General features: G+C 46.1%; 17 protein-coding genes. 11 read left to right on the forward strand and 6 right to left on the reverse strand.

What is annotated here, in order from left to right:
• Positions 1-355: 355 nt before the first annotated feature.
• Positions 356-2,272 (forward strand): FISUMP domain-containing protein, encoded by a 1,917-nt coding sequence (locus B7990_RS00760; RefSeq protein ID WP_088639172.1) that lies wholly within the window; start codon positions 356-358, stop codon positions 2,270-2,272.
• Between the two features lie 232 nt (positions 2,273-2,504).
• Here the strand turns inward: B7990_RS00760 and B7990_RS00765 are convergent, their stop codons facing one another.
• Together B7990_RS00765 and B7990_RS00770 are read right to left on the reverse strand one after the other, a co-directional pair.
• Positions 2,505-4,625: a glycosyl hydrolase gene (locus B7990_RS00765; protein ID WP_088639173.1), complete on the reverse strand. Its 2,121-nt coding sequence runs from the start codon at positions 4,623-4,625 to the stop codon at positions 2,505-2,507.
• 252 nt (positions 4,626-4,877) lie between these two features.
• Positions 4,878-6,050: a sugar transferase gene (locus tag B7990_RS00770; protein WP_088639174.1), complete on the reverse strand. Its 1,173-nt coding sequence runs from the start codon at positions 6,048-6,050 to the stop codon at positions 4,878-4,880.
• Between the two features lie 218 nt (positions 6,051-6,268).
• Between B7990_RS00770 and B7990_RS00775 the strand changes: the two genes are divergently transcribed.
• From B7990_RS00775 to B7990_RS00815, 9 genes are all read left to right on the forward strand, one after another.
• Positions 6,269-8,923, forward strand: coding sequence for a TIGR02171 family protein (locus tag B7990_RS00775; protein ID WP_254917252.1), 2,655 nt, complete (start codon positions 6,269-6,271; stop codon positions 8,921-8,923).
• 44 nt (positions 8,924-8,967) lie between these two features.
• Positions 8,968-10,257, forward strand: coding sequence for a homoserine dehydrogenase (locus B7990_RS00780; protein WP_073423289.1), 1,290 nt, complete (start codon positions 8,968-8,970; stop codon positions 10,255-10,257).
• A 37-nt stretch (positions 10,258-10,294) separates the two neighbouring features.
• Positions 10,295-11,728, forward strand: a complete 1,434-nt coding sequence (locus tag B7990_RS00785; RefSeq protein WP_254917253.1) for a sugar transferase — start codon at positions 10,295-10,297, stop codon at positions 11,726-11,728.
• The gene (gene nadC / locus B7990_RS00790) at positions 11,728-12,591 is read left to right on the forward strand and encodes a carboxylating nicotinate-nucleotide diphosphorylase (RefSeq protein WP_088630674.1); all 864 of its coding nucleotides are present in this window, start codon (positions 11,728-11,730) and stop codon (positions 12,589-12,591) included. The genes B7990_RS00785 and nadC overlap by 1 nt, the downstream gene beginning before the upstream one ends.
• Before the next feature lie 190 nt (positions 12,592-12,781).
• Complete coding sequence (locus B7990_RS00795) at positions 12,782-13,717, forward strand: UDP-glucuronic acid decarboxylase family protein (protein WP_088639177.1); 936 nt, start codon at positions 12,782-12,784, stop codon at positions 13,715-13,717.
• A gap of 108 nt (positions 13,718-13,825) precedes the next feature.
• Entirely contained in the window at positions 13,826-15,373 is a 1,548-nt protein-coding gene (locus B7990_RS00800; RefSeq protein WP_254917254.1) for a DUF3943 domain-containing protein, read from the forward strand.
• A 151-nt stretch (positions 15,374-15,524) separates the two neighbouring features.
• Complete coding sequence (locus tag B7990_RS00805) at positions 15,525-16,424, forward strand: helix-turn-helix domain-containing protein (RefSeq protein WP_088639178.1); 900 nt, start codon at positions 15,525-15,527, stop codon at positions 16,422-16,424.
• A 146-nt stretch (positions 16,425-16,570) separates the two neighbouring features.
• Positions 16,571-17,998: a toxin-antitoxin system YwqK family antitoxin gene (locus B7990_RS00810; RefSeq protein ID WP_088639179.1), complete on the forward strand. Its 1,428-nt coding sequence runs from the start codon at positions 16,571-16,573 to the stop codon at positions 17,996-17,998.
• A gap of 29 nt (positions 17,999-18,027) precedes the next feature.
• A complete protein-coding gene (locus tag B7990_RS00815) occupies positions 18,028-19,557 on the forward strand; it encodes a toxin-antitoxin system YwqK family antitoxin (RefSeq protein ID WP_088639180.1) in 1,530 nt (509 codons plus the stop codon).
• A gap of 12 nt (positions 19,558-19,569) precedes the next feature.
• On the opposite strand, the gene B7990_RS00820 is transcribed toward B7990_RS00815, so the two are convergent.
• The 4 genes from B7990_RS00820 to B7990_RS00835 form a co-directional block, all read right to left on the reverse strand.
• Positions 19,570-20,256 carry a hypothetical protein gene (locus B7990_RS00820; RefSeq protein ID WP_088639181.1) on the reverse strand — a complete coding sequence of 229 codons (687 nt, stop codon included), beginning with the start codon at positions 20,254-20,256 and terminating at the stop codon, positions 19,570-19,572.
• A gap of 14 nt (positions 20,257-20,270) precedes the next feature.
• Positions 20,271-21,071 (reverse strand): YgcG family protein, encoded by an 801-nt coding sequence (locus tag B7990_RS00825; protein ID WP_088639182.1) that lies wholly within the window; start codon positions 21,069-21,071, stop codon positions 20,271-20,273.
• Between the two features lie 64 nt (positions 21,072-21,135).
• Positions 21,136-22,353, reverse strand: a complete 1,218-nt coding sequence (locus B7990_RS00830) for a hypothetical protein (RefSeq protein WP_088639183.1) — start codon at positions 22,351-22,353, stop codon at positions 21,136-21,138.
• A gap of 2 nt (positions 22,354-22,355) precedes the next feature.
• Entirely contained in the window at positions 22,356-23,384 is a 1,029-nt protein-coding gene (locus B7990_RS00835) for a hypothetical protein (RefSeq protein WP_088639184.1), read from the reverse strand.
• 254 nt (positions 23,385-23,638) lie between these two features.
• On the opposite strand from B7990_RS00835, the gene B7990_RS00840 reads away from it, so the two are divergent.
• Positions 23,639-24,277 carry an alpha/beta fold hydrolase gene (locus B7990_RS00840; RefSeq protein WP_088639916.1) on the forward strand — a complete coding sequence of 213 codons (639 nt, stop codon included), beginning with the start codon at positions 23,639-23,641 and terminating at the stop codon, positions 24,275-24,277.
• Positions 24,278-24,307 lie beyond the last annotated feature (30 nt).

A 24,307-nucleotide genomic window follows, 5' to 3' on the forward strand; every position in this document is an offset into this window, starting at 1 on the left:
GGTGAAAGCCCAAAGGATCCTGTTATTTCTCGAAAAAACAGAAAAAACATGAAAAATACAAATGCAAACGAAAATTTACAATTTGGTTTCTGAATATCTTTTTTTTGCTTTCTTGCCTTAAGTTGCTAAAAATCAAAAATGGCGAAATCAGCTAAATTTCGCAAAAATCAAAGAAAAATATTAATTTTATGCTTGGTAATATTTTTGTAAGAAGATATACGTAATTTTGAAAGCTTATTCCAAGTGGGAATAGCTTTTTGTAAGTTTTTGTTTGCGTTTTTTGTAAAAAATATGTAAGATTTGTGTTGTGAAGATGATTCACAAAGATTGGAGAAAATTAACAAGGGAGCATATTATGCAAAACAAAATCCTTGGAGTTGCGGGCTGTGCCGCTCTCATGCTTGGACTCGCCGCTTGTTCTGGTGAAGACGGCGTTAACGGTGTAAACGGTCTTAATGGTAAAAATGGTGCCGATGGTAAAAACGGTACAAGCTGCGAAGTTAAGGCTCTGAAAAATAATACCGGTTATAAGGTGCTTTGCGCAGGGGACTCTGTAGGCGTCTTGAAAAACGGTAAAGATGGTACCAATGGTAAAGCTGGTACAAGCTGTACCACTACGGAACGTTCAGACAAAACTGGTTTTGACGTGATGTGCGGCGGCAAGTCTGTTGGTTCGTTGCTTAACGGCAAGGCTGGTGAATCCTGTACGGTAAATCGTTCTGATTTAGGTGCTGTTGTCAAGTGCGGTAATCAGGAAGCAACCCTCCTTGATGGTAAGAGCTGCTCGGCTTCAACCACTTCTAAGAATGGCCGAGAAGGTATCGTCGTGACATGCGATGGTGAAGTTGTCGGTACTGTCTGGAATGGTGAAACGGGTACAGGCTGCTCTGCAACACCTGCAAAATTGGGTGATAAGACCGGTTTCACGCTGTATTGCGGCGATGAAGCTGTCGGAACCGTGTGGAACGGTACTGAGGGTACAAGCTGCACTAGCACGGAAAAGGCCAATGGCAAGATTGAGGTGAAGTGCGGTGATGCATCTGCAGTTACCATTTACAAGGCCATGTGCGGTGACGATTCCTATGATCCTGCTGAACAGTTCTGCGTCCTTGGCAAGCTCTATGACAAGTGCGATGGCAAGACCTTCGTTGTTAATAGAGAATACTGCAATGATGATGTTGTTGCCCCATTGTGTTCTGAAGTCAAGTTGAAAAAAGATGGAAGCTATGAAGTGGTCGCCAATCGTGCAACTAAGGCGGATGAATTCTGCTTGGCAGGCATCATTACGAAAAAGTGCGGTGGTGAGGAGTTCTCCATGAACCAGTATTGCGACAAGAAGCATGATGGCGTAACGGACTCTATCAAGGACTACTGTAAGTATGCCGATGATGAAAAACTTGAAATGGCTTATCAGAAAATCGGTAAGAGTCTATTCCCTGAAGAAGAAGAGGAAGATGTCGAAGCAGCTTCTTCTAGCTCAAGCTTCTTTGGTGGCTTGATTGGGAAAAAGCTTGACGATTTTACATCGGAACAGTTGGGATTGTTCTACGAAGCTCTTGAAGGGCTGAAGACCACCTGTGGTGTAGAATCCGATCCTGATCTGTGCGGTGGGGTTGCCTATAATCCAGAAAAGAAGTTCTGCGATATTCGTGACAATCATCTCTATGCGTTTAAGGAAATTAACGGGGTGACCTGGTTTACTGAAAACCTTGCCTTCAAATATAAGTTGCCGAAGAAGGTGTATGAAATTGACAAAGCAACGGGCGATACTTTAAGTATTTCTCTTGATGCTAGAAGCGGTGTACTGTATTACGAGGACGACCCCTTTGAAAACTTCGAGGCTGCTGAAGGTCGCTACTATACCTGGAACTCTGCAATGGGTATCGGTGATATGAGAAGTGACGTTGATCTTAGTGAAACGAGCCTTAAGGATAAAGACAAGGTTGTAGGTGCATGCCCGGCTGGCTGGAGATTGCCGACTAAGGCGGAACTCGAAGATCTTAGCAATTTTGCTAACGATGTGGCCGAGGGTGGCTTTGAAGACCTTGATAATACTGATAAGGTTCTCAACTTCAATGTTGACTTCTTGGGATACTATAATATCAGCGCGAAGAAGCCTATGGGCACTGAAGCTAACTTCTGGTCTAGCGATGCTGCTGCATCGGATGAACAGGCTTGGGGCTTGGTTATCGTAGACAATGATAACAGCTCTGTTGAAACTTCCAACAAGGCCTATGCATATACAATCCGTTGCGTCAAGGATGTGATCTAGCATTGTTGCAACAAATAAAATAAATCTCACATAATACAGCTCCAAGGCACTTGGCTCTCCTCCAGGTGCCTTTTTGTATAAAAGAAAACTACCGGCTAAGCCGGTAGTTCCATAGAGCCTTCTGGCGGTCATGAAGAAAAAAGAAATCCTTTGATTACTATTGAAATGCGGTCTGCCAACTGCATCACAATAAAATCAAAGGATTTAAGATGAATAATTCTGTGCGATGTTTTTAGTTCTTCACGACGCGCTGTGCGTTGTATTTAGTCTTCAAAATGTAGGCGCCTTGATGAAGCTTCGGCTTGATTGTCCCGTTGTCATTAAGGGCTTCGTTCTTGAGTCCCTTCCATACAAGATTGCCGTTCAGGTCGAAAATCATGGCTTCGCCGTTGTTTCTGTCGGCAAAGTTTGTTCGGATGTTCTTGATAGAAGATGTTCCGCAGCCTTTTGCGACAATCTTTGCAATGTAAATGCCTGCATTGTCGCTGTTGAACGAAAGCTGGGTTGAACCAAACGGAGCGCCTGTAGAGTCAATTTCGTTGTCAAGTGGAACAGAAACTTCGGCCCAAGAACCGGCGGGAGCTGTGTTGCCGTACTGGTAGTTTTGCCATGTGCTGCCGCCTGCGCCGCCGATATTTACGGAAGCGTCTTCAGTGTCGATGCTGCGCATGGTGAATACAAGTTCTTTGCACTTGATCAGCGGGTCCTTTACGGCTGCTGCATCTGGGATTGTAAAGAGAGCATGCTGGTAGCCGCAGTCATCCTGAGCACAGTTGGCGAGCGGAACCTTCACGTACTTGGAAACTCCATCGAGAGCCGTTGTTTCAAATGTCACGGCGTCGAGGGTCTTGTCGCTTGTCCAGCCTGCGGCGGACGATTCGTCTGCATAGTTGACAATGACGAGAGAATCACCGATTTGCTTTGATGGATCGATGTAAGGGTCTTCAATGGGGGAGTCTTCGCACTGGAGCGCAGCAGTGTTGCTCGTTGTGAACACGACCGTCGTAATGGACTTTGCCGGGGCGTCGATGATGGAGCCTGCGGTAATGGCCTTGCTCTTGTCGCCGCTTTCAACGGACTGGACTGCAGATACCGGAGTGTAACCATTGACAGAAAAGCTCAAGTTCTGTGCTGAACCCTTGTTGATGGCGATAACAGAGATGGAGTCGCAGTCGGCACTGCGGAAGGCAACTGCGTAGAGGTCTTTTCCGTCGCTTGTTGTGCTAACGACGCGCCAACCCGGGTTTACGAACTTGGAGTAGTGGCGCATGGCGTGGTATTCAGGGTTGATGTAAAGCTTTGCTTCGGTACAGCTGCTCCAGCCATTGCCCGGGCATACGCCGATGAGCTGGCCGTTTTGTTCACCCCAGAAAAGTTCCCAGGCGATGTAGGCGTTGAGCTTGCCGCTCGTAAAGCCGACCTGCATGATGTGTGCAAGGCCGAGCATGTCCTGTTCGCGCACGGCATTTTCCATCGTGCAGAATTCCGTCATGATGATGGGCTTTGCGTCACTGCCGTAGTTCTTGCCGATGGCGGTCATCGCTTTGCGGAAGTTTTCCGGGTTCAGGTAGTTCGTGCCGGAATTGTCGTTGCCATCGCCTGCATGGTACAGGTGGTAGGCGTAGCCGTCGAGATTGTTGTTGTCGAGAGCCTTTGCGTATTTTTCAAAGTTGTTGTAGCCAATGCCGAGCGGTTCTGGTCCGAGGATTTTCGGCGGATTGGCGAGCGAACTCACAGAATCGCGCACAGCCTGGAGTGCCTGCTTGTAACCGGCAATTTCACTTGTTTCGGTGGGTTCGAACAGAGTTTCTTCGTACGTCGCTTCCATATCGGGTTCGTTTTGGAGGCTGATGTAGTCCGGGATGATTCCCATCTGTTCGTAGGACTGCAAGGAGGTTTTCCACCAGTGGGCAAATTCGCTATAGACGTATTTGCCGTAAGGGTCGTTGCTTGAGGTCTTAAGCGATTTGTCGCTCTTGGAATGTCCATCCGAGCCGTTCACGCTGCCACTTGGCTTGAGACGGCCTGGTGCTGACCAGCTGGACATTTCGATTTTGAGGTGGTTGCCGAGACGCTGCTTGCCGGCTTTGACTATGGCTGCATCGGCTGCAATGCTTGTTGTGTCTTCCTGTTTCCAGTTGCCGATGCGGAGCAGCGAGAGGTTGAGTCCTGTAAATGCTGTGTCGTAGAAGTCCTTTTGCAAGGAAGAACTCATTGCTGTAATCCAGCTTTGGTAATAGGCGGCTCCTGCGCCAAATCCGACTACCTTCTGAGCTGTAGTGGCTGGGTCAACTGAAATTGTTGCGGCAAATGCACTTGAAGCGAGCAATGCCGTGGTAATGATTTTTTTCATAAACGCTCCTTATATCACACCAAGATATACCATACACCGGGAGAGAAAGATACAAAAAGTAGTAAGGAGTTTCAAGAATTTTAAAGCTTGGGATTTAGACGAAATGTGATCCTGACCACGTAAGGAGCAGGATCCAGTAAAATTATTTACTAGAAAAAATGGATGCTTCGTTCTTCGAATTCAGCATGACGAGTGTGAAAGGAGCATTTCACTAAGGAATCTGAATAAAAGTTCCTAACTCCTAATTCCGAATTAATATGCCCCGTCACCCTTGAACACGACCTTGAATGTCTTGAGAATGAGCTTGAAGTCATCCCCAAGCTTGCCGTCGCGACGGATGTAGTCGTTGTCGAGACGCATCTGACCTTCGAACGGGATGTTGCTGCGACCGCTGACCTGCCAAATGCAAGTAAGGCCCGGCGTCACGGAGAGACGCATGCGGTGCCACGGTTCGTATTCGGCCACTTCGGAGGGAATTGGCGGGCGCGGTCCGACAATGGACATGTCGCCTTTAAGGATGTTGATGAGCTGCGGCAGTTCGTCGAGACTGAACTTGCGGAGAATATGGCCAAACGGATAAATACGCGGGTCGTTCTTCATCTTGAAGGTCTTGCCGCCTGTTTCGTTCATGGCCATGAGTTCTTTTTTGCGCTCTTCGGCGTCGGCGTACATGCTGCGGAACTTGTACATTGTAAACAGGGTGCCGTTTTTGCCGACTCGTGTCTGCTTGAAGATAATCGGACCCTTTGGATCGCTGATTTTTACGGCGAGTGCGCAGAACAAAAGGAGCGGGGAGAGCACTATCAATGCTGCAGAAGTGCAGGTGATGTCCACAATTCTCTTGATGATGTGCCTAAAACGGATCTTGTGCGGGTGGACCCAGATGTCCGAAAGGTTCAGTCTGTTGAGCGTGAAGAAACTTCCGTTCGTACTGTTGAATTCCTTCAGCTTATCGTCCATTTCGAGGTTGTCCTTTTCCTGGTAGCCGGTGTAAAGGTAAGCCTGGAAGATAGGGGCCTTTGGCTTGTGGCGGAGTGCCTGGATAAGCCCTGCATCGTTTAGCTTGTGGAGGATTTCCTTGCGGATGCTTTCGAGCGTACTCATGTCTGAGTTCAAAAGGATAATGCCGATACCGCTGTTGTCGCTCAAGTAACCGAGGACGTCGATAAAGCGCAGATGCGAAAACATCGTGAGTACGCTGATTTTCCAGGTGTTCTCGACAATCTTCGAGGGACGGCCCCAACCGAGAACATCGAACTGGTGTGAATAAATCTTGATGAAAAGGAAAGGTTTTCGGGTGCGATTCGCGCGCAAAAATTCTTCGTTCAGCCTAGCTTTGAAGAGCTTGGCTGGATACACAATGTTCTTTAACTTCTGTTCGTTAAGAATCGAACCAATTGCGGGATTGACGGTTTCCTGTTCCATGCGCTTAAATATAAAAAAAAGGGGATTGCTTTCAATAAGGGTGCTTTTTTAGGCGTTGTAAATCAATGTTTTCAAATTGAAGAATTTTTATTAGATTTTTCATAGAAGGATAGAAAATGAAAGTTAGACTTTTTTGGATGCTAATTTTTGCGGCATTTTTTTTGGGGTGTCATTCGGAAGGGGGGAGTTCTCCAGGCGAGGATATTCCGTATTCGGTCATGCAGAGGCAAATGTTGCTTGTCGAGGGGTCCAAGGATACCGTTGTTTTGGGTACAAACAAGAAAGGTGCCAAAATAGACGAATCTCCGGAAATGGAAGTTTTGCTCGACTATGACTATTGGGTGGACGGACATAAAGTAACTTGTGGTGAATTTAAATCGGTCATTGATGAATCGGTTGTTGAAAATCGCATCGATTGTGGCCCGGATAGCTTGCCTGTTGTCAATGTGACTTTTTTTGATGCCGTTCTCTTTGCGAATGAAAAAAGTAAAACAGAAAATTTGGACACTGTCTATGAATATTCTAGTGCGGAATTTGACAAAGACGGCCGTTGCGTGAATCTTGCTGGGCTATCTTTCCTTCTCAATAGGAAGGGGTTTAGGCTTCCGACCGAAGCGGAATGGGTTAAGGTGGCCTCACAAAAAGATAAATGCCTGGATTGCTTCGAAAGAGAGAAGGAGTATGTCAACGACTACAAGGGTATTTTCAAAAATGAGGTCATGATAAATTATGCGGGCGCTTCCAGTACAAATGATGTCGATGAGCGAATTATCAAGGGTGGAGCTTCGTCAAGCCTTTATTCAAGAGGGGGAACGTATCCTGTAAGTCCATCTACCTATGATGACTATATTGGATTTCGTTTGGCGATTGGCGTAATCCCTGATGCGGCTTTTTTGGATCAAGGCGGAAAAATCGTAAATTCTCCTGTCAAAGTGGTTTCATCGGTATTGAAACTGTGGGATTATACAAAGACTTCTAAAGTTAAGCTTGTCTTTAAGAACGAAGCTACAGGGAACCTCAATTACATTGATTATGACAACGAAAGTAAAGTTGTTGAACTAGTGGATTCGGTGCCGGCTTATCACCCGGATATTTCACCGGATGGGAGCAAGGTAGCCTATTGTACGGGGATTGAGGGGCTAGATCGCAAGTCTCAGGTTTATGTCCGTAATTTGGATGATGGCAACTCTGGTATTGTGAAATTGGATGTAGAGAGTGCCGCAATTCCTCGCTGGAATGTTTTAGAAAATGGTGATACCGTTATTACCTATGTGACGGGAGCCGGTAACAATTCGAGCGGAAAATCCTTCAAGAGCATGAGCACGTGGCAAGTTCCTTTTGCAAACGGAAAGTTCGGAAAACCTGTTAAGTTGTTTGATGGTTCGTACCATGGTGGTGTCAGCGAAGACGGAAGGCTTGCCGTTACGGGGGCGAAAATTCTTCGGGCTAATGTCAACGGAAAAGAGACTGTCTGGTATAATGGGGAACAATCTTGCAATGTGTCGCTTTCGAGAGATTTTAGCAAGCGTACGTCATTTCTCGATTTCCATAGCGCCACGGGTGAAAAATTTGTGGGCGATAAGTACAAGGTTCATGAAATTCTATTTGTGGCGGATAGTACCGGAAACCTTATTCAATATGTAAAGGCTCCTTATGGCTATGCTTTTGACCATCCTGAATGGGTGACTGGGCGCGTGAACCAGAATATTGTGGCGACCTTTACAAATTCGGATGGCGCTCATTCAAAAATTGTCCTCGTCCATTTGCCCGATAGCTCTATTACATATCTTGTCGAAGGCGATGAACTGTGGCATCCGAGTCTTTGGATTCAGGGGAAAACGAAGGCGCTTTCTAGTTCTAGTGCGTCTGTTGAACGTTCCGAATTATCAAGCAGCAGTGAAGAGATTGCTTCGAACTCTTCGAGTTCTCGCAATGACGAAAAAAGCTCTAGCAGTTCTTCGGAAAATCTGGTTGAAAAGTTTGTGCTGGATGAGGATAGCGCAGGATTTTATGTGAAAAACAATGAATTCCAGGAAGCGCATTGGAGTTATAAGATGGAGCTTGTCTGGACCTATATGGACCAGGCCGATGTCGTTGTTTTTGGGTCTTCCAGGCCGCATCATGGCATAATCCCGGACTTGTTCAGTAAGCAGTTCTTTGTGGTGAACCTGGCTAGTGCTCATGGCAATCTTCATAGTTCCTATTATATGGCGGTAAACTACGTGTTGCCCCATTATAAAAAGTTAAAGTACATTATCATTGAAATTGCGCTGGATAGGCTTTGGCTGACAAAGCAAAACAGTTTCTTTTATCTTAAAAGTCCAGAAATCAAGGGGTATGTTTACGATGCCAATCACGATTTCTGGAAGTTGGGCGTTCCCGAAGGTTTGTTGGAGCATACGCAGAATGTTCCTAAGGCTTCCTCGTATTCAGCCAACTTGACCGAACGGGGGTATATGCCTTTAAAAGGATGTAGCGACTGGAGGTCGTCTGTTTACGCCGAAAGGGATGTGGCGTGGCTTGATACGGGGCGTGTGCGCCTTGAAGAGACTTTGGGGTACTTGACTGAAATTATCCAGTTGGCAAAGGCAAAAGGTATTAAGGTGGTCGGTGTAGAAATGCCGCTAAATCCGAATTACAAGAACGTGAATGCTTACGGAAAGTACGGGCTACGCAATAGCGATGCTCCAGAAATCATTGAACGTTTAAACGCGCTGACCCAGAAATATGACAATTTCACCTTCTTTGACCAGCATAAGATGGGGGAGCACGATTATCTCAATGGCATGAACTACGATGATGACCACCTCTGTCGAGCTGGTGCTGAGCAAATGACCCACCGTCTGGATTCCCTGTTGAAAACATTGAAATGATTTTTCTACATTATAGCGCGTAAAATTTAAAATGGAGACGCTATATGTTGCGTATTGGTTTAATTGGCACGGGTACCGTTGGTGGTGGTGTCATTCAGATTCTTGAACAGAAGATTGCCGAATATAAGGAAAAGCTTGGCGTTGAACTGCAGCTCGCTTGCATCTGCGCTAAGTCCGAAGAAGAAGTGGCCCCGTACAAGGCTAAGGGCTACAAGGTCTCGACCAATGCCGACGAAATGATTGCTGGCGACGATATCGATGTTCTCGTGGAACTCGCCGGTGGCTACAACATGCCGCGCAAGTGGATCCTCGCTGCTCTCGAAAGCGGCAAGCACGTGGTGACGGCTAACAAGGCTCTCCTCGCCAAGTACGGTCACGAAATTTTCCCGCTCGCCGCAAAGAAGGGCTTGCATGTCCTGTTCGAAGCTGCTGTCGGCGGTGGCATTCCTATCATCCGCAGCGTCCAGGAAGGCTTCGTTGGCTCTACGGTCGAAAGCCTGAGCTGCATCATTAACGGTACTTGCAACTACATCTTGAGCCGCATGGCTGAAGAAGGTCTCGACTTCGACGTCGTCTTGAAGGACGCCCAGAAGCTCGGCTTTGCTGAAGCTGACCCGACTTTCGATATCGAAGGTATCGACTCCGCCCACAAGACGGCCCTCCTTGCTAGCCTTTGCAGCGGCAAGCGCGTGGACTTCGAAAAGATTCACGTCACCGGTATTTCCAAGATTACCGCCCAGGATATCGCATTTGCCAAGGAACTCGGCTGCTGCGTGAAGCTCCTCGGCATCTACCACCGTGACGGCGACCGCGTGGACGCCCGTGTCCATCCGTGCTTCGTCCCGAACACGAACTTGCTCTCTAACGTGAACGGCGTCATCAACGCTGTTTACCTCAAGTGCGACAACCTCGGCGAAACGGTCCAGACCGGTGCCGGTGCAGGCCGCCTCCCGACCGCATCTGCAGTCGTGGCAGACCTCGTGTCCCTCGCTCGTTCTACCGACCAGGGCAGCCGCAAGGCACTCCCGATGGGCTGGTTCAATGTCGAAAACTCTGCAACGCTCGTTCCTATCTCTGAAACTAGCGCCCGCTACTACCTCCGCTTCACATCCCGTGACGCTTGCGGTGTGCTCGCCAAGATCACGAAGATCCTTGCAGACAACAACATCTCTATCGAAACGATTATCCAGAAGAACGTGAACGACCCGGGCAAGGTGTCCATCGTCGTCATTACGGAAAAGACTCTCGATAGCAAGCTCTCCAAGGCTGTCGATGCTGTGAACTCTCTCTCCGAAATCGTTGAGAAGAGCCAGGTCATCCGCTTCCTCGCTTAATTAAAGTTAAAGGTCGTATATGATTCGCGCAACTACTATGGAACGAATTCTTTTAATCCTCTCGGATTTTGCCGCTTTGTCGATTTGTTTCGCCTTGGCGTTTTGGGTTCAGTTCCATAGTGGCCTTATCGTAGACAAGTTCGACCCGACCAAGACATTCGAAAGCTATTGGCAGTTCGGACTCGTCTTGAATATCGGGTGGCTGACCTTGTTTGCTTTTGCCGGATTGTATCGCTCCTGGCTTTTGTTATCAAGAACGCATCAGGTTTTACGAGTCCTCCGTGCAGTCGTAATCGGTGTGGTCCTGATAATTGTTTGTCTTTTCGGTGCTGAATTCATGGGGAAGGTCTTCACGAATCAACCGCTCAGCGAAGGCTATCTCTATGGATCTCGGTTCCCGTGGATATTTATATATGGCGGTTTAGCCATTTTGCTCGTTGGCTTGTTCCGCATGTTCATCTATATCTTCTTGCGGGCGTTGCTCCGTAAGGGCTATGGGGCGAACAACATCCTTGTGCTTGGTGCTACGGAAGCGGGCCGAAAGATTGCAGAAGATTTGGCAAGGACTCCTGCACGCGGTCAGCGCGTTGTAGGCTTTGTCGATGAACGCTACCAGGTCTTGCCGAAAAAGTTTGCGAAGGTCCCGGTTCTCGGTAAGTATTCCGATTTGCCTGCACTTGTCAAGAAGTACAAGGTCAGCGGCATTATCATTGCGCACGAAAGTACTTCTCCGCAAGAGATTATGCGCGTGCTCGTCTGGATTTGCGAACTCCCGCTCCATATTTACATTGTTCCTGAACTTTATAGCGTCGTGAATGGCCGCTTCAAGGCAAACCTTGTTTACGGTTTTGAATTGCAGGAACTTTTTGCGTTTACGATGCCGCCTTGGCAGGTGCGTGTCAAGCGCATTATCGATATTGCTTTTGGCTTGTTCCTCGGGCTTTTGTCGCTCCCGGTCTGCTTGTTTGCTGCCATTGCGATTAAACTCGATGACCATGGCCCTGTTTTCTATTCGCAGGAACGCATTGGCCTTTACGGCAAGCCGTTTACGGTCTACAAGTTCCGCACGATGCGTACCGATGCCGAAAAGTTCGGTGCCCAGTGGGCGACCAAGAAGGACCCGCGCATTACGCGAATCGGCCGCTTCTTGCGCAAAACCCGCATTGATGAACTTCCGCAGATTCTTTGTGTTTTGAAAGGCGACATGAGCATGGTGGGTCCGCGCCCGGAACGCGCCGTGTTTATCGGCAAGCTCCGTGAACAGATTCCGTTCTACATCAGCCGCCTCAAGATGAAACCGGGCCTCACTGGCTGGGCTCAGGTTTGCCACCATTATGATACGAGCATCGAAGATGTGCAGATCAAGCTCCAGTACGATATGTATTACTACGAGAATATGAGCTTGCTTTTGGACTTCCAGATTCTTGTACGAACAGTTTACGTTGTTTTAACCGGAAAAGGCGCACAGTAATGTACGGCGATAATTCTACTCCAGTATTCCCAACCGAAGATGCTTTGACCATGATCCGCCTCGCTTTGGCGGAAGACGTTCGCACGGGCGACGTGACCAGCGAATGGACCATCCCCGCAGACCAGAAACAGCATGCCCGCCTCATCGCCAAAGAAGATGGTGTGCTCGCCGGCCTCCCGATTATTGAACTCGTGTTCCAGGAACTCAAGGCAAATGCCAAGGTGACGCTCCACAAGAAAGATGGTGACGTCGTGAAGAAGGGCGACCTGATTGCCGAACTCGACGGAACAACGCACGAACTTTTGACAGGCGAACGCACGCTCCTGAACTTCATCCAGCAGCTTTCCGGCGTGGCTACTGTGGCTCACACGTTCCAGGAAGCATTGAAGGGCGGCAAGACCAAGGTTCTCGACACCCGCAAGACGATTCCGGGTTTCCGTACTTTGCAGAAGTACGCCGTTCGCGTCGGTGGCGGTTCCAACCACCGCATGGGCCTCTTTGACATGGTGCTCGTGAAGGATAACCATATTGCAGCTGCCGGTGGCGTACTCGAAGCTCTTGAAGTCGTCAAGAAGAACAACAAGCAGGGCTTGATGGTCGAAATGGAAGTCGAAAATTTCGACCAGCTCCGCGCTCTCCTCAACAAGGGTGTCGATGTCATCATGCTCGACAACATGAGCAACGAAATGATGGCCGAAGCCTTGAAGATTATCAAGGAAAGCGGCGACAAGTGTCTTGTAGAAGGTTCTGGCAACATGACGCTCGAACGTGCGAAGCAGATTGCGACGCTTGGTCTCGACTTCATCTCTGTCGGTGCCCTCACGCACAGCGTCAAGGCCCTCGACATCTCGATGAGAATTTAATTCGAATTTGTCATGGCGGGCATTGCCCCGCCATCTAGCTGTTAAGCTTGATGCTGAATTGTCATGCCCGACTTGATCGGGCATCTCCTATTTATAAGTCTACTAAGCTCTAAGTTCTAAGTTCTAATAACTGCGGCAAAGCCGCTCCTTTACTATATTTCCACTATACAGACGCTTTATGGGAGTTTTTATGCGTTGTTTAGTTACTGGTGGTGCTGGATTCTTAGGAAGTCACCTTTGCGAAAGACTTTTGAATGACGGTCACGAAGTCATTTGCCTGGACAATTACTTCACAGGCCGTATGGCTAACGTTGCCCACCTGCGCGACAACCGCAATTTTGAACTCATCCGTCACGATGTGACCGAGCCGATTCTTCTGGAAGTGGACCGCATTTTCAATTTGGCCTGCCCGGCAAGCCCGATTCATTACCAGTTCAACCCGGTAAAGACCATCAAGACAAGCGTCATGGGTGCAATCAACATGCTCGGCCTTGCAAAGCGCGTCAAGGCCCGCATCTTGCAGGCCAGCACAAGTGAAGTCTACGGCGACCCGGCTGTGCATCCGCAGACCGAAGACTACTGGGGAAACGTGAACCCCATCGGCATCCGCAGCTGCTATGATGAAGGCAAGCGCGTCGCCGAAACGCTCTTCATGGATTACCACCGCCAGAACAAGGTCGATATCCGCATTGTCCGCATTTTCAATACGTACGGTCCGCGCATGCTCCCGAATGACGGCCGCGTTGTTTCGAACTTCATTGTCCAGGCGCTCAATGGCGAAGACATTACCATTTACGGTGATGGTAGCCAGACCCGCAGCTTCTGCTACGTGGACGATCTCATCGAAGGCTTTGTCCGCATGATGAACCAGGACAAGATTATCGGACCGGTCAACATCGGCAATCCTGGCGAATTCACGATGCTTGAACTCGCTAAAGAAGTGCTTGAACTCACGGGTTCCAAGAGCAAGATTGTCTACAAGCCGCTTCCGGGTGACGATCCGAAAATGCGCCGTCCGGACATCACGCTTGCCAAGAGCGCCCTCAAGTGGGAACCGACAATTCCCTTACGCCAGGGCCTCGAAAAGACAATCGTCTACTTCGATAACTTGCTCAAGACGAAGTAACCTTTTATCTTAAATATTTGTCATTCAATCTCTTAATTGGAGGAGTTGTCGAGACTCCTCTTTAAATTTTTGTTTCAAAGTTCTACTTTTTACTCCAAAGAGTGTGATATGTTGTATCGAAAATTATTGCCATTACTTTTATTTTTGTCGGTAAGTGTATTTGGTGAAGATATTTCCAAAGGCATGGTCCCTGATGTGACGAACCCTATTCCGTTGGGCGTTATACCCTTGTTTTCGGTTCCGCCACAGACATTATCCGAAGATTCTATCAATGTCGAGTATTCTATTACAAATACGACTTTTGAGGATACTCTTGATGTGGAAGTCTTGAACAAGCCCAAGGAGCTGTCTCCGTTCATTGTTCTGGGCGAAATTTTTGGATTTAACGGGTTTGTATGGGCTTGGGACCGCTATGTCCTTGATAAGGATTATGCCCGTACTGGCCCGAGTTTCTGGAAGCGCAATTTTAAGGAAGGGTGGGAATGGGATCACAACCATTGGGCCATTAATTTCTATGGGCATCCTTATCAGGGGGCGACTTATTACAACTTTGCTCGCGGTGCGGGGTATGGATTTTATGCGAGTCTTCTGTTTTCTGCAATTGGCAGTTACACGTGGGAAATGTTTGCAGAAACGGAATATCCGGCTCCGAACGATCTTATTGCGACATCTATTGGCGGAGCCGTTTATGGCGAAGTCCTTTACAGGCTTTCGCGAAAATTTTATGGGGTTGATGAATCTTCCTGGTATAAGCAAGTCGGTGCGTTTGGACTTGCCCATGCCGCATATCTGCAAAGAAAGGTCTTTGGAAATCGCGATGGCATTACAGGAAACACTCCGATGGACTTGTCCTTGTTCTTAGGAGCTGGTTCCCGTTTTGGAAATATCTACAGGTTTGGTGGCCGCAACGAGGATGATCTGGACCAGCGCTGGGATGATAAGCATATCATGTATGGTGGCGAGATCGAATATGGTAAACCGTTCAGGAAGGTCAAACGTCCTTTTGATTATTTTACTTTATTTGCTATGGGGGAAGTAGGCCCCGATGGTACGCTTTTTCAGCTTGATGTGACTGGAAAACTTACAAACGTTGGGGTTCATGGTCGTGGACACTGGGTGGACTTTGCAACCTATCTCGACTATTGTACATTCTATGGCGACTTCGCAACGGTCGGCACAATTTCTATCGGAACGGGTATCGATTTTTCGCTCTGGCTCTTGCCATCGCTTCGCTTCCGCATGTACCACCAGATTTATTTCATTCTGCTTGGAACAACGGACATGGGCTATGATGACTTGATCCAGGCTGTACATCCGGAATATGAATCTGATATGGACAATTACCAGTACAACATGGGCGCAAAGTATGTTTTAGGTGTTGAAGTGCTGGTTGGGAAAAAGTTTCGTTTGAAAAATAAAATGATTATCGATGTTCTGCATACAATTCCTGGTTCGCTTCCGCACTATGGCGCCGATGGCTGGGATATGTTGCTGATGAATTACACTTCGGTTGAGTATGATCTGACGGATGTCTTTTCTGTAGGAGGCCGCCTGGATACTTATGCAAAGATTGCTGCATATTCCTCTGAGTTCTTTGAACCCATGAGCCGAGGCGTCTTTGCGTACACCATGTATTTCAGCTATAAACTATTCTAATGGAGTTATTAGTCCTTAGTTACTGGTTTTTAGAAATGTCATCCTCGAAGCGAAGCGTAGGGAATCCATCATTTCTCGTAATGCAATTGGGTGGAAATCCATTTTTTTAATAATTGACATTCATTCTACTTTTTTCTATGATGTTCATATAATGAATGACATTCCTTTTCATAAAAATGCGAATATCCGCACGGCGGATTTTTCGATATTGAATTATTTACAGCAAGTAAATGTGTTGCCTGACAAGATTGCCATGTTTAGCAATCTCAAGGAATTCGGACTTGAAAATTATGTAAAAGTACAGGCGGCAGTGCTCCTCTTGGTGAAACGAGGCTCTGTGGATGTTGAACTTGACCTTAAGACCTATCATCTTGAGGCGGGTGCTTTGTTTGTCGTTTTCCCAGAGCAGGTCTTGCGAGCCAAGAAAGCGTCAGAAGATTTTGATCCAATCTGTATCGCTTGCTCCAAGAATATGATTGATGAACTGATCATTCGCTTTGACGACAATACGCGCTTGATTTTAAGGTTCCGGGAAAATCCGCTTCAGCAACTGAATAAGGATGAGTTCGATCGCCTGAATACAAGCTTCGAATTCCTGAAGAAAAAGTTTGAAACGACTGAAAACAATTCATGCCGCTTGCAAGTTCTCAAGAATCACCTGATTGGCCTCTTGTATGAATGTATCGGCTTTGTCGAGGAACCGCTTACAACGGATGTGGTCAAGAGCCGTGGCCAGGTGCTATTCGCGCAGTTCATTGACCTCGTTGTCGAAAAGCATCGCGAGCAGCATTCTGTGAAGTACTATGCCGATGAACTCGGAATCACGCCGAAGTATCTCTCTGCCGTTGCCGAAGAGCAGACGGGCAAGAATGCCAAGCGTTGGATTGACGAACACATCGCTCTCGATGCAAAGGTGCTATTGCGCTCGTCATCCAGAGACATCCAGAAAGTCTCCAAGATTCTGAACTTCCCGGACGTCTCGTTCTTTGGCAAGTTCTTCAAGCGCCTCGTCGGAGTTTCTCCCAAAGCTTACCGCAAAACCGCAGAATAAGTTCGTTAAACCAATGTTGTCATGCCCGGCCTCGACCGGGCATCTCCTTTTATTTACGATAATTTAACTGATTGTCTATAATCAATCGTGTGTGCAAGTTGTAAATTGCTGAAAGTTATTAATTTGCAAAATAAACGAGTTTGATTATGAAATTGAGAAATGTCGTCTTATTCACGCTGCTTTTTGCCTCTGTTTTGTTTCTTGCTGCTTGCGATGAAGAAGAACGTAAGGAATATTACGGTAACGGTGCGTTAAAATCCATTACGACATATCGTGATAGTGTAATAGATGGCCCGTACATCTCGTATTACGAGAATGGAAAAGTATGGGAAAAGGGGCAATATAAAAATGACGAGAAAGATGGGGCTTGGAATACATATCGCGAAAATGGAAAAATCGCAGAAGAAGTAAATTATAAATCGGGTCAAGTAGATGGAGAATGGAAAACTTGGTATGAAAAAGGAAAATTACGTAGTGTAAAATATTACAAAGAGAATTTGGAAGATGGCTCTTGGAAAGAATGGTTTGAAAACGGTCAACAGAAAACTGAGGTGAAATACGAAGCTGGTGTTTGTGACGCATGTTTTTGCAAATATAAAGCCGATTATGATAAAGTTTGTTTTGAAAAAGAATGGTATGAAAATGGACAATTGAAGGAATGGCGTTATAAAACTGAAAATGAGGAAAAATGCGTTGTGAAAATATGGTATATGAATGGACAATTAAAAGAGGTTCTGGATTATAAAGATGGTAAAATATTTACTTATAAATGTTGGTATGTAAATGGCAATCTGCAAGAAGAAATAGTATCATCTAAAGGGTTTGATGATGGAAAATGGCGCACTTGTGTTGAAGAATATGGATCTCGTAAGTTACTTGCAGAGTCTTTTAGTGAAGAAGGATTTTTGAAGGAATGGTTTGAAAACTGGAAATGGAAAAATATTGAGAACATCAAAAAAGGGTGGAAAAATGGTGCTACGTCTATTCGGAATGCTATTCGAAAAGAATGGTATGATGATGGAAAATTACGAAGAGAAAGATATTACAAAGATGGACGTGATAGTCTTTGGAAATCATGGCATGAAAATGGTCGTTTGCAATCGGAATGTTCATATAAATTAGGCAAACAAGACGGAAAATGCCAGGAATGGTATGAAAACGGCAAATTAAAAAATATCGAGAGCTACAAGGATGGATGGAAAAATGGTGTTTGGAAATCATGGCATGAAAATGGTCGTTTACAATCGGAATGTTCATATAAATTAGGTAAGAAAACTGGAAAATGTAGGGAATGGTATGAAAACGGGAAAATAAAGAAAAAAGAATATTATAAAGATGGTGAACCTGATGGTGTTCACAAGGAATGGTATGAAAATGGAAAATTGTCTGCAATACGAAAATTTAAAAAAGGCTTGTTTACGGGCTTATGGCGTTCATGGTTCGAAAATGGAAAGGTTGCAACAGAAATAAATTACAATAATTGTCAGGAAGATTGTATTGAGAGACATTGGTTTGAATATGGAGCGTATTTTAGGGATTATCATGTTCCTTCAAGTAATGTTTATTCCAAATAAATGATATTTTGCAATAAACGAGTTTGATTATGAAACTGAGAAATGTCGTCTTATTCACGCTGCTTTTTGCTTCTGTTTTGCTCCTTGCTGCTTGTGACAAAGAAGAACGCAAAGAATATCACGGTAATGGAGTATTAAAATCCGTTACAACATATTGCAAAAATATCAAAGAGGGCAAATACATCTCTTATTATTGGGGTGGAGAAGTAAATGAGATGGGTTTTTATAAAAATGACAAACCAGAAGGTGCTTGGAAAAAGTGGCACGAAAATGGACTACTAGCATTTAAAGGCTTTTATTATGATGGTATGCGGGATAGTGTTTGGAGATGGTGGCATAGCAATGGGCAATTGTCGAAAGAAGAATTTTATAAAGGTAAAATGTATAGTTACTGGATTCAGAATTGTCGTCGAATTTCGGATTGTAAAGATGAATTTATTCGAGATGGCGTAAGTAGAGAATGGTATGCGAATGGAAAAATAGAATCAGAAGAACATTATAAGAACGGAGTGCGAGATGGGTCTAGTAAAGGTTGGTTTGATGATGGTCAATTGCGTTCTGAAAAGTTTTATAAGTCAGGAAAAATTGATGGCATCTGGAAGATTTGGCATAACACTGGGCGAGTGTTTGGGGAATATAGTTACAGATTGGGTCAACAAGAAGGTGTGTCAAGAAATTGGCATATAAATGGTCTTTTGTCACACGAAGGAATGTACAAGTCTGGTAAAAAAAACGGGACTTGGAAATCTTGGTATTGGAATGGACAATTGCAGGAAGAATCTTTTTATGTATCTGGTATAATAGATGGTGTCAGAAAAAAATGGTATCAAGATGGCAAATTGAAAGAAATGATTTCGTATAAGTTAGGGAAATTTGATGGCGCTTGGAAAGCGTGGCACGAAAATGGACAATTGAAAGAAGAACGGTTCTATAAGAATGGCGAGTATGAAGGTACCTGGACAGAATGGCATAGAAATGGTCGCCTGAAATCGAAGGTCATTTACAAAGATGGTAAACGTTATGGAACTTGGAAATGGTGGTATGATAACGGCAAAATGCAATGGGAAGATAATTATGTATTAGACAGAGCTCATGGAGTATGGAAAAGATGGTATAAAAATGGAAAATTGAAATCCTTATTTTATTATAAAGATGGTCATTTAGAAGGCGCTCGGAAAAAGTGGTTTGAAGATGGAAAAATCGCTGAAGAAGAACATTATAACGATGGAAAGCTCGACGGCGTTAGAAAAACGTGGTTTGAAAATGGACGTTTAAAGGCTGAAGAATACTATGAGTTAGACAAGCCCATTGGTGTATGGAAAAAATGGAATGAAAACGGAGAACTGATAGAGGAAGAAACCTATAAAGACGGATTTAAGACATCCGTCCTTGATAAACCTGTTAGTCGCGATGATGGCCAATATAAAAAGAAACGGAGACGAAAGTCTGTACCAACAATGAGTGTAATTGGGAGACTAAGAAGTTATAATATTGATGATTCTTTAAAAGCTCGGCAGTCTATTACTGACGAGCCAATTTGGAAACGGAAACTCGATTGATCCGCCACCTCATTAAACTTTCATCGCATCGACTTGATTCACGATTGCGGTAACGGCTTCGATGTGCTTGTTGATGTTTGATATAATCAAATTTTTGTCGTCGGTCATGTTTGGAATGCGTACTCCTGGGAACATCTCGTAAACTTGTTCGTGATTTTCAGGATATTTGCCGGTCGCAAGGAAATAGACGCCGTAAAGCAACGGCAAAAGCGTCGGCTGAGAACGCACATAAATTCCATGAGGATGGCGATCTTCCTTGATGTAGAGGAATGCCCGGCGTAAATGCACGAGCAATCCGCGCAGTTCGCGTTCACATTCGATTCGCAGTTCTGCAAGGTTCGGGCTGAAGTCTGCAAGCGGCGTCTCGCCACAAATCGTTGCATTTCGGCTTTTGATATGCAAAAATTCCAGCGGGAACACGTCCTGCGAAGACTTGATTTCATAACGGGTGAATACGTGATTGAACTCGATGTTCTCGCGCTTTGCCTTTGCTGTGAGCTTCTGCAAGGGGAGCATGTCTTCGACGGAATTGGACTTCAAGATAAAGCTGACGGTCCACGGAAATTCCAGCGCAGAATATCCTTCCATAAGGCAATCGCCGTGAATGAATGCCGATACGAGATTGTCGCCGAACGCTTCTTCAAAGAGCTTCGGCCATTCCGAATTCTGAAATTCTGCAACACTTAAAATCTTTCTCATAGGGAACCTCTAAATTACCAGCTTCCGCCGGAGCCGCCACCGCCAAAGTGGCCTCCTCCAAATCCACCGCCGAAACCGCCTCCAAAGCCGCCTCCGCCAAATCCCCCGAATCCTCCGCCGAAACCGCCGCGGTGGTGACCACGACTGCTATTGCTAAGGGCGTTTCCGAGCAAGAACCAGAGGCATCCGTTTCCGCGTCCGCCGCCGTTCTTCGAAACGAGCAAGAACAGAATCACGAAAATAATGAGTGCGAGTCCGAACGGACTGTTTTCTTCTTCTTGCGGGAGCTGGTCAGTGTTGACCTCGATCGTAATGCCTTTTTCCTTAGCGACAACTTGAGCGATTTCCCAAGCCAATAGCATGACGCCTTGACCGTACTTTTCAACTCTGAATGCTGGCACAATCGTCTTTTGCTGGAGCCGTTCCACAAGCACATCGGGCAAGTAGCCTTCGGCTCCATAGCCGACTTCGACGCTGCGCTTGTGCTGCTTCATCGCCGCAAAAATCAGGACACCTTCGTTCGTCTTGCCGCCAACGCCCCAGCTTTCGGCAATGTTCAAGGCATAATCTCTAAAGTCTGCAAAGCCGATGTCATGGATGAGTGCTACAGCAAGCCCAAAGCCTGTTTTCTTGTAAAGTTCTTCAGAAAGTGCGTTGATGAACTGAATTTCTTGTTTTGAAATCAAGCGATCTTCATCGTACACGTAACTGTTCTGCGGGCGCTTCGGGAGTCCCGCCTTGTTTACGCGAAAACCTGCCGCAACTGGGATTGCGAGCAACAGAATAAACAGTATTGATAAAACTCTTTTTCTCATAGAAAAAAGCCGCTAACCAGCGGCTTTGTAAAGATAAAAACTATTAGGCCCGAAGTTGTGCCAACTAATTCTTACAGAGCGGCAACAGCTGTTTCTGGAGCGGGCTAAAGTCCGTTTTCTTGATCGCGCTAATTGTGGCGTCGACTTCAGTCTTGCCGACACCTTTGGAAGTCGTGAAGAAGTTTACCTTGTCACCTTTGATAGCTATGGAGAAATCGAAAGATGAAATGAATCCGAGCCTGCCTCTGAATGTGTTGTCAATTTCAACGCTGAGTTCCGGTACGCTCGCTTCTTCATCGGAGGTGACGAATATGGACTTCTTGGAAAGTGCATTTTCGAGAGCGTTGCAAGTGTTTGCAATCATGTCGCATTCAAGCTTGATTTCACAACGAGAAAGCTTCACGCGGTACGGAACTTCAAGAGCGTTTCTCAAACCTGTTTTTTTCAGAAGTTCTAAAGGAAGATTGGGTTCCACGGTGATTACATAGGGTCCTTTTTCGTAGTTCACGTTGCGGAGCTTGAATGTTGCAATGCCGTTTTTCTGTGTGCGGCGTTCAGAGAGAGTCTTGCTCTGGCGGGCAACTAACGGGAAGCTCGGCACAGGACCGACGGAATCCTTGACAATCACATTCCAGGACGGCATTTCTGCACGAGTCAATTCAAAATTGGGTTCAGTTGTAGTCGTGATTGTTAGGCTAGAGAGCTTTTCGATGAGGACTTTCTCGATTTCCGGGAGACCGTGCTGTAAGCGGTGGCTGTCATTGAGCGGATAGACATCGGCAAGCTGCAGTAAGTAGAAGTTGTATTCGTTGACTTTGTCTTCTGCGGTTTCAAGGTCGTTGGCCGCATTGACGTAAACGCGTGTATCGATTGCTTTTCTTGCAGATTTTTCGAGCTTTGCAATTTCTTGCTGTAGCGTTTTCAAACGGAACTGGAGACTTGCTGTGAACTCGTCCATATCAAGAGTCGCAGTTGCCTTGAATCCCTTATCGGCTTTGACCGGAGTGACTTTGACGCCCTTGAGAACGACATTGCTTTTCACGTTATTCTTTGCGCGGTAAGTTTCACCAAGAACACTTTTCCCGTTGGTGATGTCTTCGTACTTGGTTTGCGTCTGTGTTGCTGAAACCTGGGATTTAACTTGTTTAGCAACACCTGCAATAGCCGCGTTGTTCGCTTCTTCTTGTGAAACTTTCGACGTTGCCGTATAGGTGACGATTTTCCCTGCCATTGCTGGAACTATAGCGAGGCAAGCGCAAAGGATAAGGGATTTTATATTCATTGCTAATTCAGCTCCATCAAAATCAGCTTACGTGTGATGTTGATTTTCTTTGTCTCTGCGATTGGCTTGAAAATCTGTCTGATCTTCGAGTAAACTTCCTGGGAATCCCTGTACTTTATGGGATTGGCATAGATGACAAAGTCCAGAGTCTTTGCGGTCATGACATTGACTTTCACGGAACTAAAGTTTCCTTTGAGACCTTTCATGATGGCATCGTGCAAATCTTCAGTCTGGCTGTCGGAGTATTCGCCTTTGATATTTGCTACAACTTTATACTGGGTACCCTTGGCAAGATCCATTTTCCAGTAATTGAGGATCTTTTGTTCCAGTCCAGGCATTGCCTTGCGGACTGCAGCGCCAATGTTTGAATTGATGTTGATTTTGGAAGTGTGTCCATTGTTGCGAACGACAGCGGACTGTGAACCGAGGAGACGGGCGGTCGAGGTCTCGTATGCAGAAACTTCAACGGAAACTTCTTCGTTTGTAACTTCTGGAGCGTACTTGATATAGATGTCGGCATCAAGAGCGACACTAGCAAGGTAAGACAAGTCGTCTTCGGTATTGGCGATGTCGCTTTGCATCTGGAGGATACTGCTCAATTCGGACTGGCCATCGATGGACTTAACCTCGTAGTTCTTCTTGGTGAGGAACCCGTTGATGGCTTCTGCTGTTGTGCGGGAGTACGGACTTTCAGCGGACATGTCCGGGACGCCATCCTTCATGGTTAAGACTGGAGAAACCATGATGACGGGCTGGGATGCTCCTTGTACGGCATCCTGGTCGATATACGTTTCGGCTGCCGCAGCCGTTGCCGCGACCTTCTTGGATGCTGTGTTGATCCCAGATTTGGTGCTACTTCCGGCTGTGGAACCATAGCCATTTAATTCGTCGTAGGCGCTTTCTGCTCTTTGACGTGTAGCCGCGTTCTTTTGACGTGCATCAGAATCGCCACGCTTTACAGCGTGCGGTGCGGAACAGGCTGTTTCGGCCAGAAGGAGTGCTAAGCAGAGAGATGGAATCAAGTGTCTCATATTACAAAATCTCTTTTTAAAGAGTTTCCTACATTTTTTATACAGATAATATACAATGTTTTGCCTTCGAAAGTAAACAAATAATACGAATTGTAAAATACTTTTTTTAAGAGTTGCTATCAAAGGGAAAATTGGATATATATACCATTAGAGCTACGTTTGTTAAAAAAATTTCGTTGATATTGGGAAGTTTGTTAACAATTATGTAGTTTGGAGAGTGTTAGGTAGATTCTTCACTTAAAGTGAGGTTGAAAATGAGCGAAAAATGGATCTGGCTGCCAGATTGGGCTTCAAATTTGGGTGTTTGGGAGGATGATCTGATGGACGTCGCTCCTTCAGCAAACCATAATTATGTGGCTTATAGCTTGATGGCTGATTTTCTGGAAAAGCCGGAGAATATTCCTGATTTCAAGAAATGCTCTACGGTTGTGGCTTGGGGACTCGGTGCTTTGTCGCTGATGTGTTCTACGGAAGGGCCTCAAAAGGGGCAAAAGTGGATATTGCTTTCGCCTTATGCCGATTTTTGCGATGAAATCGGTAACTGGACTGTGCCGAACTTGCATTTTATGGCTCACCAGCTAGAAACAACTACTGAACCTGCGCTCAAAGCCTTCATGGAACTGTTTGAGGATGATTTTGGCGACTGGCAGGACGACTGGTTCAATGAAGCCAAAAAATACGATGCGGAGTCTCTGGCTAAGGGGCTTATGTACTTGGCGTCGCATCGCGTAGAATCCGTAATCCCGAACAGCGAGAATATTCAGGTGCTTTATGGACGACTGGATGCGACTGTCCAACCAGAATGGACGCTGAAGCTTAAGGAGTTTTTGCCAAAAGCAGAATTTAAGGAACGCCCCAAGGCTGGCCACTGGCCGCCGATGCTGTTGCTTTAAGTGGTCCTTTATGCTGTCATGCCCGCCGCC

Source organism: Fibrobacter sp. UWB4, assembly GCF_002210345.1.
In the GTDB taxonomy this organism is placed as follows: Bacteria; Fibrobacterota; Fibrobacteria; order Fibrobacterales; family Fibrobacteraceae; genus Fibrobacter.